The sequence below is a fragment of the Campylobacter concisus genome (assembly GCF_015679985.1).
GTDB lineage: Bacteria > Campylobacterota > Campylobacteria > Campylobacterales > Campylobacteraceae > Campylobacter_A > Campylobacter_A concisus_AC.
Map to the genome: position 1 here is coordinate 537,385 of NZ_CP049239.1, position 16,164 is coordinate 553,548.

Annotated in this window: 17 protein-coding genes and 1 pseudogene; 8 read left to right on the forward strand and 10 right to left on the reverse strand. The window is 38.1% G+C overall.

Going from position 1 to position 16,164, the window contains the following annotated elements:
• Nucleotides 1-3: 3 nt before the first annotated feature.
• The gene (gltX, locus tag G5B98_RS02755) at nucleotides 4-1,299 is read right to left on the reverse strand and encodes a glutamate--tRNA ligase (protein ID WP_149717370.1); all 1,296 of its coding nucleotides are present in this window, start codon (nucleotides 1,297-1,299) and stop codon (nucleotides 4-6) included.
• A 145-nt stretch (nucleotides 1,300-1,444) separates the two neighbouring features.
• Here gltX and mscL point away from each other — a divergent pair, with 145 nt between their 5' ends.
• From mscL to G5B98_RS02785, 6 genes are all read left to right on the forward strand, one after another.
• Complete coding sequence (mscL, locus tag G5B98_RS02760) at nucleotides 1,445-1,849, forward strand: large-conductance mechanosensitive channel protein MscL (RefSeq protein ID WP_087579789.1); 405 nt, start codon at nucleotides 1,445-1,447, stop codon at nucleotides 1,847-1,849.
• A gap of 102 nt (nucleotides 1,850-1,951) precedes the next feature.
• On the forward strand, nucleotides 1,952-2,590 hold the full coding sequence (locus G5B98_RS02765) for a Crp/Fnr family transcriptional regulator (protein ID WP_087585620.1): 639 nt from the start codon (nucleotides 1,952-1,954) through the stop codon (nucleotides 2,588-2,590).
• 120 nt (nucleotides 2,591-2,710) lie between these two features.
• Nucleotides 2,711-3,283 carry a cytochrome c3 family protein gene (locus tag G5B98_RS02770; RefSeq protein ID WP_084040850.1) on the forward strand — a complete coding sequence of 191 codons (573 nt, stop codon included), beginning with the start codon at nucleotides 2,711-2,713 and terminating at the stop codon, nucleotides 3,281-3,283.
• 9 nt (nucleotides 3,284-3,292) lie between these two features.
• Entirely contained in the window at nucleotides 3,293-4,660 is a 1,368-nt protein-coding gene (locus tag G5B98_RS02775; RefSeq protein WP_084040848.1) for a multiheme c-type cytochrome, read from the forward strand.
• Nucleotides 4,661-4,852: 192 nt separating this feature from the next.
• Nucleotides 4,853-5,965 carry a metallophosphoesterase gene (locus G5B98_RS02780; RefSeq protein ID WP_196087116.1) on the forward strand — a complete coding sequence of 371 codons (1,113 nt, stop codon included), beginning with the start codon at nucleotides 4,853-4,855 and terminating at the stop codon, nucleotides 5,963-5,965.
• A gap of 1 nt (nucleotide 5,966) precedes the next feature.
• Nucleotides 5,967-6,761 (forward strand): phosphatidylserine decarboxylase, encoded by a 795-nt coding sequence (locus tag G5B98_RS02785; protein ID WP_107769635.1) that lies wholly within the window; start codon nucleotides 5,967-5,969, stop codon nucleotides 6,759-6,761.
• A 438-nt stretch (nucleotides 6,762-7,199) separates the two neighbouring features.
• Here G5B98_RS02785 and ychF read toward each other — a convergent pair whose 3' ends face one another.
• From ychF to rpiB, 6 genes are read right to left on the reverse strand one after another with little or no spacing between them, the layout of a single operon-like run.
• A complete protein-coding gene (gene ychF / locus G5B98_RS02790) occupies nucleotides 7,200-8,303 on the reverse strand; it encodes a redox-regulated ATPase YchF (RefSeq protein WP_107769634.1) in 1,104 nt (367 codons plus the stop codon).
• Nucleotides 8,303-9,754 (reverse strand): leucyl aminopeptidase, encoded by a 1,452-nt coding sequence (locus G5B98_RS02795; protein ID WP_149717366.1) that lies wholly within the window; start codon nucleotides 9,752-9,754, stop codon nucleotides 8,303-8,305. The genes ychF and G5B98_RS02795 overlap by 1 nt, the downstream gene beginning before the upstream one ends.
• Nucleotides 9,735-10,340, reverse strand: coding sequence for a DedA family protein (locus G5B98_RS02800; protein ID WP_021083652.1), 606 nt, complete (start codon nucleotides 10,338-10,340; stop codon nucleotides 9,735-9,737). The genes G5B98_RS02795 and G5B98_RS02800 overlap by 20 nt, the downstream gene beginning before the upstream one ends.
• Nucleotide 10,341: 1 nt before the next feature.
• A complete protein-coding gene (apt, locus tag G5B98_RS02805; RefSeq protein WP_149717365.1) occupies nucleotides 10,342-10,890 on the reverse strand; it encodes an adenine phosphoribosyltransferase in 549 nt (182 codons plus the stop codon).
• A 20-nt stretch (nucleotides 10,891-10,910) separates the two neighbouring features.
• Nucleotides 10,911-11,243 carry a hypothetical protein gene (locus G5B98_RS02810; RefSeq protein WP_002939538.1) on the reverse strand — a complete coding sequence of 111 codons (333 nt, stop codon included), beginning with the start codon at nucleotides 11,241-11,243 and terminating at the stop codon, nucleotides 10,911-10,913.
• Complete coding sequence (gene rpiB, locus G5B98_RS02815) at nucleotides 11,240-11,683, reverse strand: ribose 5-phosphate isomerase B (protein WP_021086444.1); 444 nt, start codon at nucleotides 11,681-11,683, stop codon at nucleotides 11,240-11,242. The genes G5B98_RS02810 and rpiB overlap by 4 nt, the downstream gene beginning before the upstream one ends.
• A 109-nt stretch (nucleotides 11,684-11,792) precedes the next feature.
• On the opposite strand from rpiB, the gene G5B98_RS02820 reads away from it, so the two are divergent.
• Nucleotides 11,793-13,178 (forward strand): DUF4139 domain-containing protein, encoded by a 1,386-nt coding sequence (locus tag G5B98_RS02820; protein WP_149717364.1) that lies wholly within the window; start codon nucleotides 11,793-11,795, stop codon nucleotides 13,176-13,178.
• Between the two features lie 18 nt (nucleotides 13,179-13,196).
• Here the strand turns inward: G5B98_RS02820 and G5B98_RS02825 are convergent, their stop codons facing one another.
• Genes G5B98_RS02825 through folD form a run of 3 tightly spaced genes read right to left on the reverse strand, consistent with a single transcriptional unit; the run spans nucleotide 13,197 to nucleotide 15,611 of the window.
• Nucleotides 13,197-13,856: a site-2 protease family protein gene (locus G5B98_RS02825; protein ID WP_107858623.1), complete on the reverse strand. Its 660-nt coding sequence runs from the start codon at nucleotides 13,854-13,856 to the stop codon at nucleotides 13,197-13,199.
• Complete coding sequence (gene lepB / locus G5B98_RS02830; protein ID WP_107858624.1) at nucleotides 13,843-14,748, reverse strand: signal peptidase I; 906 nt, start codon at nucleotides 14,746-14,748, stop codon at nucleotides 13,843-13,845. The genes G5B98_RS02825 and lepB overlap by 14 nt, the downstream gene beginning before the upstream one ends.
• 2 nt (nucleotides 14,749-14,750) lie before the next feature.
• Nucleotides 14,751-15,611 (reverse strand): bifunctional methylenetetrahydrofolate dehydrogenase/methenyltetrahydrofolate cyclohydrolase FolD, encoded by an 861-nt coding sequence (folD, locus tag G5B98_RS02835; RefSeq protein WP_196087117.1) that lies wholly within the window; start codon nucleotides 15,609-15,611, stop codon nucleotides 14,751-14,753.
• Nucleotides 15,612-15,694: 83 nt separating this feature from the next.
• Between folD and G5B98_RS02840 the strand changes: the two are divergent.
• Nucleotides 15,695-16,030, forward strand: a pseudogene (locus G5B98_RS02840) (c-type cytochrome); the annotation flags it as partial.
• Nucleotides 16,031-16,164: the final 134 nt, after the last annotated feature.

The window sequence follows — 16,164 nt, forward strand, 5'->3', positions numbered from 1 at the left end:
CTCCTAGATTAAAATTTTAGCCAGATCATCTTTGATGAGTGGATAGAGCTCGCTTAGCTCAGGACCGTGAAGGTCGTTCGTAAGAAGCGCACGTAGTGGCATGAAAAAGTTCTTACCTTTTAAATTTGTAACGCTCATAAGCTCTTTTTTAAACTCATCAAATGTTTTGCAAGCTTTTAAATTACGAGCTGCTTTTTTGATGATCTCAAATTCGTTTTTGTACTCATCTGGAGCTATTTTTGGTGAGTATATAGCTTCTACTTTTGCTTTTATCTCGGGCACTAATGAGCTTTCCTGAGTGTAAAATTTAACTAACTCAGCCAAATTTTCATCTACGCCAAAAATTTCTTTTATACGCTCTTTTGAAGCAAGCTTGATGTGCTCTCTATTTATCTGCTCGAGTTTTTTCACGTCAAATCTAGCTGGTGAGCGTGAAATTTTGGTTATATCAAACCACTTCACCGCCTCTTCGATGGTAAAAATTTCAGTCGGAGTTTTGTTACCAAGAAGTATCAAATAGTTTGCGATCGCCTCAGGTAAAAATCCCTGCTCAAAGAGCCATTTTACGCTTGATTCGTTCTCGCGCTTGCTCATTTTTTTACCCTCTATATTTAAAAGGATAGGCAAATGCGCGTAGTTCATCTTGCCAGTGTAGCCAAGGCCTTCTCGTATGAGATCTTGCTTTGGTGTATTGCTCACGTGATCCTCGCCACGTATGACAAAGGTCACGCCTTCAAGCATATCATCAACTGCGCAGGCGAAGTTGTAAGTTGGAGTCTTGTCTGCTCTCATGATGACAAAGCTATCAACAGCGTCTGGCTCGAAGCTCAGCTCGCCTTTGATCGCATCTGTAAAGCTCATCGTGCGTGTTGGCTTTTTCATGCGGATGACAAATGGCTTCTCGCAGTTTAAAACTTCGGCATCGCTTAATCTCTCGCAGGTACCGTCGTATCTATATGCCACGCCTTGTTCTTTTGCTTTTTGTTTTTTTGCCTCGAGTTCTTCTTCGGTGCAAAAGCAAGCAAAGGCCTTTTTATCGATAAGAAGCTTTGAAGCTAACTGCCTGTGGAATTTTAAATTTTCACTTTGGATGTAAATTTGCTCTGGCTTTATACCAAATTTGCTTAAAATTTCTAAGATATCTTTCTCTTTTCCCTCGATATTTCGCTCTTTATCGGTATCTTCTATGCGTAAAATAAAGCCACTTTTATCTTGTAAAGAACAAATATAATTAAAAATAGCGGCACGTAAATTTCCTATGTGCATATCTCCTGTTGGAGAGGGTGCAAAACGATACATAAGCTCATTCCTTACGTTAAATTTTGAGTTTGGATTATAACACCAGCTTGATAAATTTAAAGTTATGTAATTTGATTTTTTTAGCCGAAGCAAAGCATTTCTTGAATAAAATCCGAACAAAAAATTAACATTTTTAGGAGAAACAATGAGTTTTATAAGCGAATTTAAAGAATTTGCGATGCGTGGAAATGTCATAGATATGGCTGTAGGTGTTGTTATAGGTGGCGCGTTTGGAAAGATCGTTTCATCACTAGTTGGTGATGTTATAATGCCAGTTGTTGGTGTTTTAACTGGAGGTGTAAATTTTACTGATCTTAAACTTACATTAAAAGAAGCAGTAGATGGTGTACCTGCTGTTACGATAAATTATGGCTCATTTATACAAACAATGGTTGATTTTTTAATAATCGCATTTTGTATTTTCTGCGTTATCAAAGCTTTAAATACACTTAAAAATAAATTACCAAAAGAGGAGCCAGCTCCAGCAGAGCCTGAAACTCCAGCCGACATAGTACTTCTAACTGAGATTAGAGATCTACTTAAAAAATAATTTCATACAATTCGAAGGGAAAATTCCCTTTGAAAATCTATTAAAATTTATCTTATTTTTATATGCTAAAATATTTTTTATTTCAAAAAGGCGAGTGAAAATATGATAGAGAAAATCCCATTTTTTCAAGGCTTAAACGAAGAAGATTTAGCCAAACTTGAAGCCATAAGTGTCGTAAAAAAGTATAAAAAGGGTGAATTTTTATTTATAGAAGGTGAGGAGCCAAAATGGTTAATATTTTTAATAAGTGGCTCTGTTAAGCTTTATAAAACCACGGCAAACGGAAAAGAAATTTTTATTCATCAGTTAGCACCTATGAATTTTGTAGCTGAAGTCGTAAATTTTGAAAATATTGTCTACCCAGCTAGTGCCATTTTTACCATATCTGGCGAGGTGTTAAAGATAAATTATGAAAAATTCGCGGCTGAATTTTTAATAAAACCAGAAATTTGTATGAAATTTTTAAAATCAATGTCCGAAAAGATAAGAATCACAACAAATCTACTTCATCAAGAGTTAATTTTAAGCTCAGAAGAAAAAGTGGCTAAGTTTATTTTAGATCATGAAGATTTATTTAACGAGCTAAAACACACAAAAATTTCATCAATACTTAATATGACTCCAGAAACTTTTTCGAGAATTTTAAATAAATTTAAAACAAATGGTTTAGTTAAACTTGATGAAAAGAACCAAATTTTGGAAAAAGATGTGGGTGGACTGCAAGAAATTTATTCTTATTGAAAGTTAATATCAAATAAATATTTTTATTTACTTAAAGAAAAAATTTATATTTTTTTAGATAACATTCACTTAAAATTTTCGTAAAAATTTACGATATATTGATAAATTCAGGAGGAGATTTTGGCTGAAGTTAAGAAGAAATTTTTTGTTTGGTCATCTGTTATTATCGGCATTGTGATCGGACTTATTGCGTCTATGGGTATTGCTGATGCACTTCATGCAACTGGTAGCGGCTACATCTGTACCATTTGCCACACTATGGATCCTATGAATGCTGCATATCATGAAGATGCACACGGTGGCAATAACAAGCTTGGCATAAAAGCTGAATGTTCAGCCTGTCACCTAAATCATACAAGTGCCTATACCTATGTACTTACAAAACTTAAAGTATCGATAAATGATGGTTATAAGACATTTTTTACAGATACGGACAAGATCGACTGGCGCAAAAAACGCGAGCATGCATCTCACTTTGTCTATGATAGTGGATGTTTGACTTGCCACTCAAATTTAAAAAATGTTATTCAAGCTGGTAAATCATTCTTGCCACATAGAGATTATTTCGTTCTTGGAAATCCTAATAAAAAATCATGTGTTGACTGCCACGAGCACGTTGGTCACAAGAATTTAGGACTACAAATCGATAAATTTGAAGCAATTAAAAAACAAGAAAACAATAAAACCAAGTAAGGAGGAGAGATGTTTAAAAAGTCGCTAATGTTATTAGCCTGTCTAATGTCTTTTGGCTTTGCCGCAAACATGGATGCAAATAAATCTGATGCTTTAAACCTTAATGTTGTAAAAAACATTAAAGTTGCTCACAAAATGTCAGACTTATCAAAAAGCTGTGTTGAGTGCCACGCTAAAGAGACACCCGGCATAGTTGCCGATTGGAAAAATAGTCGCCACGCTCACGTTGGCGTAAGTTGTATGGATTGCCACTCTGTAAATGCAGATAATCCTATGGCTTCAGTTAAGGTGCATCCAAAAGATTCTAACAACCACGTATCAATGCTAGTTAGCCCAAAAACTTGTGCTAAGTGCCACGAGAATGAGGTTGAAGAATTTGTTAAGAGTGGTCACGCAAGAGGTGCTATGCAAATGTATGCTAACCCTGCGATGGTAAAACTAATGTATCACTATGAAGGTATGGATCATCCAGAATACAAAATGGCTCCAGACGCTACTGGTTGTACACAGTGCCACGGAACCGTCATCAAACTAGACGCTGATCACAAACCTACAAAAGAGACTTGGCCAAACTACGGTATAGGTAATGTTTATCCTGATGGTGGCGTAGGCGGATGTAAATCATGCCACAGCGCACACACATTTAGCATAGCTGAAGCTAGAAAACCAGCTGCTTGTGCATCTTGCCACCTTGGACCTGATCACCCAGATATTGAGATCTTTAACAACTCAATGCACGGACATATCTATAATAGCGAAGCTCACAAATGGAATTTTGATGCTGCTCCTGATACATGGGATGTACCAGACTTTAGAGCTCCAACTTGTGCAGCTTGCCACATGAGTGGTGTTGGTGAAACAACAACAACTCACAATGTTTCAAGAAGACTAAAATGGAACCTATGGGGCGTCAGCAGTAAGCTAAGAACAGCTGGTGATGAACAAGCTGCTGTTGTTTACGAAAAAACTGGCAAACTAACCATAGGAACGCCACTTGCAGGTCATCCAAATGGACCAGAAGCAGCAAGAGCTGAGATGAAGCTAGTTTGTAAAGCTTGCCATACATCAACTCATACAGATAACTTCTTCATTATGGGTGATAAGCAAGTAGAGCTTTATAACGTTTACAATGCTGAAGCAACTAAGATGCTTGAAGAGTTGAAAGCTAAAAACTTACTACTCGCAGACGCTTGGGAAGATGAATTCCAAGATGTTTACTATCATATGTGGCACCACGAAGGTCGCCGTATGAGACAAGGTGCTCTAATGGGTGGTCCTGACTATTCACACTGGCATGGAGTATTTGAAGTTAAGAACGACATTAGAAAACTTCGTGAGATCTATAAACAAAGAATTGAGACTGGTAAAGTTAAATAATTCTTTATAAGGTGGGTTTTCTCCCACCTTACTTTCTTAAATAACTATTAGATTTAATCAACTTAAATCATTTTTTATACGTTCAAAACTATACAATTTTTAAGACTAATAACATTAAAAGTAAGATATTAATTTTTATAGTACAAATTTAAAAATATAAAATATAATTTTTATTTTTTATAAGGAGAGTTTTTGGGGCTTTTGAGAATTATTATTGGAGCATTTATATTTAGTTTTCTTATAAATTTTTATTCATATAACCGTTTCATAAAAAAGGTTTCATTTTTTATACAATATCTTACAAAAATTAGAATACTTTTATATGTTATTTGTATCTTTGAGTTTATATTTGTTCTTCAGATCAGGTTTTCATTTTTAAGCATTGAGCTTTATTTGATCGCTGGTACGCTCATAGGCTTTTCACTATTTTTGTTTGCTGTTAGTCTATTTTACGATATTTTACGTAGCATTTTTTCTAAAAGTAGCTTTAGTCCAACAAGACGAAAATTTATAAAATTTTGTTTTGATATTACATTTGTCATTTTTGTAATTGCTTGTTTTTTAAAAGGTATTTTTAACGCTTTAACACCACCAAAGATCAGGCAAGTAGATATAAAAATAAAAAATTTACAAAGCAACCTAAAAATAGCCATGATAACGGACGTGCATATAGGAGAATTTCTGCAGAAAGACTTTATGAAAAAACTCGTCAATGACATAAATTTGGCAAATCCTGACATCGTAGTGATAGCAGGCGACTTAGTTGATGTAAATGCTGCTTTTATAGGAGATTTTTTGGAGCCATTAAAAAGTCTTAAAAGTACTTATGGGACTTTTTATGTCCCTGGCAATCATGAGTATTATCACGGGATAGATGGCATTTTAGAAAAGATCAGTTCTCTTGGCATAGAAATTTTAGGTAATAAAAACAAAAAAATTGCGAGTATAAATCTAGCTGGCGTTTACGATTTGGCTGGCATTAGGTTTAAACATTTAGAGCCAAATTTGGATGAAGCATTGACAGGATGTGATCCGTCGCTACCTACTATCTTGCTCTCTCATCAGCCAAAATTTATAAAATCAATGCAGCAAGACGTTGATCTGGTGCTTTGCGGTCATACACACGCTGGTCAAATTTTCCCTTTTGGCCTTTTGGTTTTACTTGATCAGGGATTTTTACATGGCCTTTATAAGATTAATGATAAAATGCAAGCTTATGTTAGCAGTGGTGCTGGATTTTGGGGGCCTCCTGTTAGAATTTTTGCTCCAAGTGAGATTGCAATATTAAATTTAAGTAAGGAATAAAATGAATAAAGACAATCTGTTTTCTCAAATTTTTGGAAAGGTTGCAAAGATTAACTTTTTCAAACCACTTCAAGAAGCCATAAATTCTTTTTACATAAAGCTGTTTAAGATAGACATGAGCGAGTTTAAATTAGCAAATGAATATAAAAATTTAAATGAGCTTTTTACTAGAAGGCTCATAAAACCAAGAGATTTTGATGCAGCAGATGAGATATTTATAAGCCCAGTTGATGGTACTTGTCTTAGTTTTGGTAGCACAAAGGAGCTAAGGGCCTTTAGCATAAAAGGCATGGAGTATAGTGTAAGTGAGCTATTGGGGCAGAGTGAGCTTGAGGGCGAATATGACTTTGCAAATATCTATCTTAGCCCAAAAGATTATCATCATTATCATGCGCCTTGCGATATTGCCATTAAAAAAGCCATATACATTCCGGGTAAACTTTACAGTGTGGCTGCAAAATGGCTTGCAAAAGTGGATAATCTTTATACAAAGAACGAACGCGTAGCACTATCTTGTGAGATGAAAAATAGTAAAAAACTTTGGCTTGTTTTTGTAGGTGCGCTAAATGTCGGAAAGATGAAATTTTGCTTTGATGAGCGTATACAGACAAATGCGATGGCAAATTTTACACAAATTTACGAGTATGAAAATTTACATATCAAAAAGGGCGAGCGCCTTGGGAATTTCGAGCTTGGCTCAACTATCGTGGTACTTAGCGAAAAAGATGCGATCGAATACAATCTCTTTGAAAACAAAGAGCTTAAATTTGCTGAGACCATTGGAATAATAAAATAAATATGCTAGGCATATAAGTAAAATTTTTTATACCCTACTTGGCCGGTGTCCCATTTGCTTAGATTTTAGTGGTAAGTTTTATATAGTCTTTAAAAAAATATTATAGATTTAAAAGTTTGTGAAAGATGATGAATACATTATTTTATCTATCGAAATCTTTCTTGCTTTAATTGTGTTCTTCATTAAGCCATCAACCTCTGCAACTAAGAGCTATTATCTTTACTTATAAAACCCATATTGATATCACAGAGCTGATAGCATTTACATCATTGCTTGTATAGAGAAGCTTATGTATCAATAAAGATATTAATAAGACGATATAACTTAGTATATTTTTCAAAAGAATTTTTATTAACTATAATAAGGAAGTTTTAATTTACCTTATGCAGCCCAAGGATTAAATATTTTTTGACTATTTAGCCCAAAAGAGGGCTAAATTTAAACATTAAACCTAAAGTGCATAACATCGCCATCTTGCACGATGTAGTCTTTGCCCTCAAGTCTCATCTTGCCAGCCTCTTTGGCTCCGTTTTCGCCGCCATGTGCGATATAGTCGTCATAACTTATCACTTCAGCTCTGATAAAACCCCTCTCAAAGTCGTTGTGGATGACGCTTGCTGCTTTTGGCGCTTTCCAGCCATTTGTGATCGTCCATGCCCTAACTTCTACGACGCCAGCAGTAAAATAACTTATCAAATTTAGCTTTGCAAAAGACGTTCTTATGATCTTCTCAAGTCCGCTCTCACTCGTACCGATAGATGCCAAAAACTCGTGTGCCTCTTCGTCGCTTAGACCTATTAGCTCCTCTTCTACTTTGGCGCAAAGCTTGATCACCTCGTGATCTGAGGCTTTTGCGTACTCTTTTAGCGCTTTTACAAATTTATTATCTTCATTAAGCCCTTCTTCATCGACATTCGCACCATAAACTACCTCTTTGGCGCTTAAAAGTCTTAGCTCTCTATTGAGTGACAAAAACGCCTCACTATCTCTTTGCTCAAAGCTACTTGCGCTTTTGCCCTCATTTAGATGAGCCAAAAGTAAATTTGCTATCTCAAGTGCCTCTTTAGCACCTTTTGCATTTGCCTTCGCCTCTCTTGTGAGCTTTTCTATCTTTTTGTTTAGCTGCTCGATATCAGCTAGTATGAGCTCGGTTTGGATGATCTCAATGTCTCTTACTGGATCGACACTGCCCTCGACGTGAGTGATGTTTTCGTCCTCAAAGCAGCGAACTATGTGCAAAATAAGCTCTGTCTCTCTAATGTTTGATAAAAATTTATTGCCAAGTCCCTCGCCAGAGCTCGCCCCTTTTACAAGGCCAGCGATATCGACAAATTCGATGGTTGAATACTGAATTTTATTAGGATTAACTATCTTTGCAAGCTCATTTAGGCGCTTATCAGGCACTGGCACAATGGCTTTGTTTGGCTCGATAGTGCAAAACGGATAGTTTGCGCTCTCGGCATTTTGCGCCTTTGTAAGTGCGTTAAATGTCGTTGATTTGCCCACATTTGGTAGGCCTACGATTCCAACTGAAAGTCCCATCAATTCTCCTTGCTAAGTGCTTGTAAAAAGTATAAATTCATCCTAACGCCAGCTCCACTCGCACCTGCTTGGTTATATCCCCAAGCCTTTTCGCGGTATACTGGGCCTGCGATATCAAGGTGTAGCCACTTATCTTTATACTCATCTTTGATAAATTTAGCTAGAAACATACCAGCTGTGATCGCGCCGCCATATCTGCTTGAGGCGCAGTTGCTAACGTCTGCGATCTGGCTTTTGATGAGCTCGCTAAGATAAGGGTTAAAATCAAGTATAGTTGCTAGCTCGCCGCTATCTTTTATCTTGTTTTTAAACTCGCTTTTTAGGCTCTCGCTGTTGCCCATGATGCCTGTTGTGTATTCGCCAAGTCCCACGACACAAGCGCCAGTTAGGGTTGCCATGTCGATTAGGATGTCTGGCTTAAAGTCCTGCGCGTAGCTTAGGCAATCAGCCAGCACCAAACGCCCCTCTGCGTCGGTGTTTCTAACCTCTATGCTAACGCCACTTCTTGAAATAAGCACATCATCTGGCTTATAGGCGTTGCCGCCGATCATATTTTCAGTTGCACCCAAAATGGCGTGAATTTCAAATGGTAAATTTAGCTCCGCTGCGCCTTTTATGATGCCAAGAGCTGCTGCTGCGCCGCTTTTGTCTGATTTCATAGTGAGCATATAATCAGCCGGTTTCAAGCTAAGGCCGCCACTATCGTATGTTAGGCCTTTGCCGACAAATATGATGCGTTTTTTAGATTTTTTAGGCTTGTAGGTTAGATGGATAAGTCTTGGTTTGTGCACGCTTGCGCGATTTACTGCCAAAAATGCGTTCATATTCTCTTTTGCTAGAAATTTCTCGTCATAGACCTCACACTTTATGCTTGCGATATTTTTGGCTAAATTTTGCGCATCCTCGGCCATCTTTTGCGGTGTGTAAATTTCTGGAATTTCATTTACGATATCTTTTGTAAAATTTGTAGCACTTGCTATTATCTCTGCCTCTTTAAAGCCCTCACTCGCGGCTTTTAGATCGACCTTTTTGCCTACAAATTCTTCAGTCGAGAAGATGATCTCTTTAAGGGTGTATTTCTCTTTTTTCTCTTTATACTTGTTAAATTCATAACTTCCAAGCAAAAAGCCCTCAGCTAGCGCCTCAAAGCTTAGTTTTTGACACTCTGCTACGTAAGAAGCTAGCTTTATGCTCTTAATGTTTAGCGATTTTAGTGCGTTATAAGCTTTAGCAGCTGCAACTCTAAGCTCGTCAAGATCAAGCTTAGAAAGTGGTACGTAAGCCCTTTTTGCCTCGCTTAGGACAAGGACACTCTCACCTTTATAATTATTAAATTTAATAACCTCTTTATCGCCTATAAATTTATGTTTTAAGTCCTTATCTACTACGAAAATTAGTTCAATATCAGCTTTTATATCTTTTAATTTTTTATCAACTATTTGAAACTGCATGTCTTCTATCTCTCCTTTCGTTTAAAATTTTATTTTCGATGCGCTTAAATGTATATATCAAAAGCCCCATAAATATAGCAACTACTGGGATAGCAACGTACCAGTGCTCTTTTGCTTTTTGAAGTAGCACTAATATATGTTCGCCAAGTATCCAAGCAGGTATGGTGGTGATCGCTGCCCAGCACCAAGCGCTGATCAAATTTATAAAGGCGTATTTTTTAGCGTCATAGCCGGTAAGTCCTATGCAAAGCGGTATGATGACTCGAAACCCATACATATAGCGTTGCAAAAAGATGATCGGCCAGCCGTATTTTTTCAGCATTATGTGCGCCACTGCAAATTTTCTCCGCTGCGTGTGAAGCCTTTTTGCGATGTATTTTTTATTGTAACGACCAAGGTAGAAGTAAATTTGATCTCCCACAAAGCCTCCAAGTCCAGCCACAAAGATAGCAAGTGCGATGTGCATGTGCGTGGTGTGAGCGAGAATTCCAGCCATTATTAAGGCCATCTCGCCCTCCATGATACACCAGACAAAAAGTATGATGTAGCCGTACTCTTTAAGCAGTTCTATAAAAAACTCTTCCATTCTAAACCTCTAAAACGCTGTAAATTTTAGTAAGCGACTTTAGCTTTTCGCTACCTTTTAGATCGACTAGATCTATGAGAAAGCAAGCTTCTACGCAGGTTGCGTTAGTTTGGTTAATAAGCTCAACTGAAGCCTTCGCAGTGCCACCAGTGGCTATGAGATCGTCCACCAAAAGCACTCTAGCGCCCGCTTTTTCTCCAAAAGCATCGATGTGAATTTGCACTTCATCGACGCCATATTCTAGGCTATATTTTTGAGAAAGCGTGATAAAAGGCAGTTTTTTTGGCTTGCGAATAGGCACAAAAGGCAGCCTTAGCCTTGCCGCAAGTGCCGCGCCAAAGATGAAGCCACGTGACTCGATGCCAGCGATATAGTCGATATTTGCATTCTCATATCTAGCCACCAAATGATCTATCAAAAAGTTAAATGCTTCTTTGTTATTTAGTAGCGTCGTGATGTCGCGAAAAACTATGCCAGGCTTTGGAAAATCGTTTATACAGCGAATAGAGTTTAGTAAAAATTCTCTTCCTTTTTGATCTAAAATTTTCATAAATTTCCTTAAATTTGATGTTAAAGTAGCGCTTCGATCTTGCCTTCAAGCTCACGAATGCGTTGTCTTAGCTTATCGTTTTCTAAGCGGTACTGGGAGTTTCTTGTGCGAAGTGAGGTTACGTCGTTTTTAGTTTTGTTTAGCTCATCTGTTAAGATGTCGATGTTGCCTAGACTTCGTTGAAGTTGGATCTGAAATTTTCTTATGACGACCTCGGTGTCTTGGAGGTTATTTTTCATAAAATCTTTTGTCGCACGCTCTTTTTTTAGAAGCGTTTTGAAGTAAAAAACCATGACGGTTAGGTAGATCGCAGCACAAACAAGAGCGGTAAAAACGATCCACTCGCCTATCATTTGCCTGCCTCAAGCTCTATTTTTTTGACTCTTCTTTCGTGTCTGCCGCCTGCAAACTCAGTCTTTAAAAAGGCTTCAACCGCCGAGATAGCCACGCCAGCGCCGATAACTCTTGCGCCAAAAGCGATCACGTTTGCGTCGTTGTGCTCTCTGGCAAGTCTAGCGGTAAATTCGTCGTGGCAAAGGGCGCATCTTACGTTTTCGTGCCTGTTTGCAGCTATTGATATGCCTATGCCAGTGCCACAAACTAGCACGCCGTAGCAGTTAGGCTCAAGCTTGCTCGCCAGCAAATGCGCATAATCAGGGTAATCAACGCTATTTTTATCGTTTGTGCCAAGATCAACCACTTCGTATCCAAGCCCTTTAATGGCCTCTTTAAGCTCGTTTTTTAGCTCAAAACCAGCGTGATCGCTAGCTAAGAAAACTTTGTCTATCTTCATGAAAAGTCCGTTAAATTTTTTGTTGATTATAGTCAAAGTTGCATTAAAATAAAATTTTACTCTCAGCCAAAATGAAGCTATAATTTACCAAAAATTTAAAGGAGAAAATGTGAAAAAAGTGCTCTTTTTAGCGGCTTCTACGCTAGCCTTTGCAAATGAAAATCTAATAGAGATCTACACAGATCAAACCATCATCACTCAAAAATTTAGCGACGCAAATAGCTCTTTTAGTGCCTTTGTGCCAGAAGGTGTGCAGAGTGAGAGCATCACTATAAATGGGGATTGTGACGTGAATGCTTATCTAAAAAAGATCAGCGAAGAAAATAGCCCAAGTTACATAAAATGGAAGCAAGAAGTTGTAAATTTAAGTAGTAAGATTGAGGCGCTAAATGCAAGAGGTAGGTTTATAGAGCAAGCTTTGATAGGAGAAAACAAAAGTAACGATGTGACAAAAAGAGCTGATGAGTTTTATAAATTTAGCCTAGAAAATATCGAGAAAATCTCAGCTGCTAAAAGTGAGCTTGAAGTGCTTAAAGAAAATGAGCCAAAGAGCGAGATGGCTGGATTTTTGCAGCTTGATATGAAATTTGCTTGCAGTCCAAAAGAAGCGACGCTTTCATATATGGATGATGATGCCCCAAAGACGCTAAATGAAATTTATGCAGACACAAAAAACAAAAAGATCTTGATAAAACAAGAAATTTTACTCAGCAACCCATATGCTAGCGATGTTAAAAATTTAAAGCTCGCCATCTATCCGACCAGATATCAAAAAGCGCTTGCTCCAAGCAAGTTCTACCCTTGGTACGAGGAGAGTGAGGTGGGGACTGATGGTTACGGCGCTTCAAAAAATATGCTAAAAGCTGCGAAAGTCACTGCTGAGGTCGCTGATATGCGTGTGCAAAGAGATGAAAATGAGTTTGCCAAAATTTGGAAGATAGATGGGATAAATTTAGCAAAAGGCGAGAGCAAATATATAACTTATGACACGCAAAAAATGGATGCAAATTTTAGCGTTTTTGCTGATTTTTACGGCTCGCTAAAGGCATATAACGTAGCTAGCTTTAAGCTAAATGATGATCTAACGCCAGCTAAAACGCAGTTTTACGTTAATGGCGTGAGTGTTGGTAGTCCTAGCGAGTTTGAGATAAAAGCTAAAGATGAGGCCTCTCAGCTCTTTTTAGGACAAAACGAGCTAATCGAGCTTAAAAAAGAGCGCTTAAATAAATTTAAAAAGAGCTCGCTTCTTGGCAAAGAGCGCATAAGCGAAGAGGGCTATGAGATAAGTGTCAAAAATAACTCAAGCAAGAGCGTTGATATCACTTTGGTCGATCGTGTGCCAGTCTCTGCTGACGAGGCGGTAAAGGTCGAGATAAAGGGCTTTGATAAAAAAGATATCAGCAAAGAGGGTAGGGTGGAGCTCAAATTTAGCCTTGCACCAAAAGAGGAATTTAAAAAAGAGTACTCTTATAAGATCACAAAGCCAAAAATTTAGAGCAAATTTGCTCTAAATTTAGCCATTTATAAAGGTACTTGCGATATCTAAAACGTATCTTGTCGGATAAAAGATAGTATCTTTTAAAGGCGAGACGAGGATGATGATAAGGATGACAAAGCCATATCGCGAGATGGCCTCTAGCTTTTCAGCTAGTGCGTGAAAGCCAAAATTTCTAAGCGCATACTCGAGCGCGTGAAAGCCGTCAAGTGGCGGGATCGGATAGAGATTAAAGATGGCTAACATCAAATTTAAAAGTGCAAGCGTAAATAAAAACTGAAGTAAAATTTCAAAGGTTTCTATATTTAATAAAGCTTTTAGCACAAAAAGTGACAAGATGCCTAAGATGACGTTGTAGCAAATGCCAGCTAGACTTACGTAGATAGCTGCCTTATATCCGCCATTTCGCACGACTGTGTAGGTATTTACAGGCACTGGTTTTGCCCAGCCAAACATCATACCAGTGCTTAGGTAAAGCACCAGTGGCACGATGATAGTGCCAACTGGGTCGATATGTTTTATAGGGTTTATGCTAAGCCTACCAAGATTTTTTGCGGTGTTGTCGCCAAATTTATAAGCGACATAGCCATGAGCGATCTCGTGACCGACGATGGCGATTATTAAAGAGATGACGATAGTGGCGACTTTGACTATATCTATGTTATCAATGAAGCCCATCTACTTCGCCTTCTTTTAGAGCTTTGTTAGTGAAAAATTCGTCATTTTCTATCGTATTTACAAAGCGTCCGATACGCTCCCAGCGCACATTGTAGTTCCTGTCCCAACTAAAATATATAAACCAAGGCTGACCAACTATATCTTTATAAGCCACGCTTCCCCAAAAACGGCTATCGTTTGAGTGATCGCGGTTGTCGCCTATCATGAAGTATTCGTCTTTTGGCACTTTTACGTAAAATGCATTAAGGTTAAAATTTGGATTTTGCGGCAATGAGCTAATGGACACTGGCTTCATAAAAACACTATCTTTGTTTGTATTTAGCATGAAAACCATCTGCTCAAATAAATTTACATTTTCGTCATAGTGGATGCCGCTAAACCTATATGGCTCTTTTATGAAAAGTTTGCCATCAAGCTCGGCTATATCGCTACATGAGTAGCCAAATTTACTCTCTTTACCATTTAAATTTTCACGGCAGTTTGCCTTTATGAAATTATCTCCCTCTTTTGGACGCAAATACAAGGCTTTTTCGGTAAATACTATCTCATCTTCGCTTGTGGCAAAGCAGCGTTTTACAAAGTGGGTCTTTTCGTCTTTTGGATAACGAAAGACGACTATATCTCCTCTTGCTGGGCCATCACCTGTTACGAGATGTCCATTATCGTTTAGCTCAGGTAAAATTTTTACTTCAAGCCATGGAATTCTTGGTGTTGGTATACCATAAACAAATTTTTTGGCGAATAAAAAATCACCAACCAAAAGCGTATTTTTCATCGAACCAGACGGAATAACAAAGGCTTGAGCTATGAAAAATATAACAAAAAGCACGATGATGACCGTGCCAGTCCAGCTCGAGCAAAAGTCATAAAATTTAGTAAAAAATTTTTTCATTATTAGGCTCTTTTGTGGCTAGCTATCTTAGCTTGGGCTGCAAGGATTGTGTTATTTAAAAGCATCGCAATCGTCATCGGACCTACGCCCCCAGGAACAGGCGTGATGTATGAGCATTTTGGTGCGACCTCGTCAAAGTCCACATCGCCTACAAGCCTACCATCATCAAGTCTATTTATGCCAACGTCAACTACTACTGCGCCTTCTTTTAGCATATCAGCCTTTAAGAAAAATGGCTTACCAATGGCTGCGACGATGAGGTCGGCATTTTTACAAATTTCTTTTAAATTTTTAGTCTTGCTGTGAGTCACGGTAACGGTTGCCGAGGCGTTTAAAAGCAAATTTGCCATAGGCTTGCCAACAATGTTGCTTCTACCGATCACCACCGCGTTTAGTCCAGCCACATCAATTCCATACTCTTTTAAAATTTCCATCACGCCAAGCGGTGTGCAAGGCACAAAACCATCAAGTCCACTAACAAGTTTACCGACATTTACAGCGTGAAAGCCATCTACGTCTTTTGCTGGATCGATCGTTGCTAAAACGGTATTTGTATCTATATGTTTTGGAAGCGGCAACTGCACCAAGATGCCGTGGATACTATCGTCTAAATTTAGCACATTTATAAGCGCTAGAAGCTCTGCTTGGGTTGTATTTTCGCTTAGACGGTGAGCTACGCTTTTTATGCCGTATTCGTTGCAGGCTTTTTCTTTGGCTCTAACGTATGTTTGAGATGCTTTATCTTCGCCTACTAAGATAACAGCTAGGGTTGGCTCTACGCCAAATTTTTTTAGTTCTTGAGCTCTTACTTTTACGCTTTCTTTGACCTTTAAAGATACGGCTTTGCCGTCTAAAATTTTCATATTGGATCCTTATTTAAAAGCTTTTTTAATCACAAGGGTGGTATCATACCTAAAATTAAATTAAAATTTTTAAAGAGAGGTTTATGCGGTCTGTTTTTTTGATTTTGCTTTTTTGTGTGGCGATTTTTGGTGCTGATTTTATCACAAAGACCGAATATGCCAAGATGCTCTACCTAAATCCACGCGGCATAGGATGTGATAAATGTCACGGCGCAAAGGGCGAGGGCAGTCTAATCTCTAAATACAAGCACTTTGATAAAAAGGCAAACAAAACGGTCGATGATGAGCTTAGAGCGCCAAAGATAAATGATATAGATTTTGAAAGCTTTAAAGCCGCTTTAACTAAGCCAAAAGGCGTCATGCCAAGCTACTTTTTGACAGACGAGGAGACTACGATTCTTTATGAATACATTACAAATAAGATAAATACTCCTTCAAAAGCAGCAAAAGCGCAAAATTTGGGCAAGCCAGTTTCCACTGATACGACGCAAAAACAGCCAGAGCAATCTGCCAAAGCCGCCCCTGCTACAAAACCAGCAGAACCAGCTAAAAC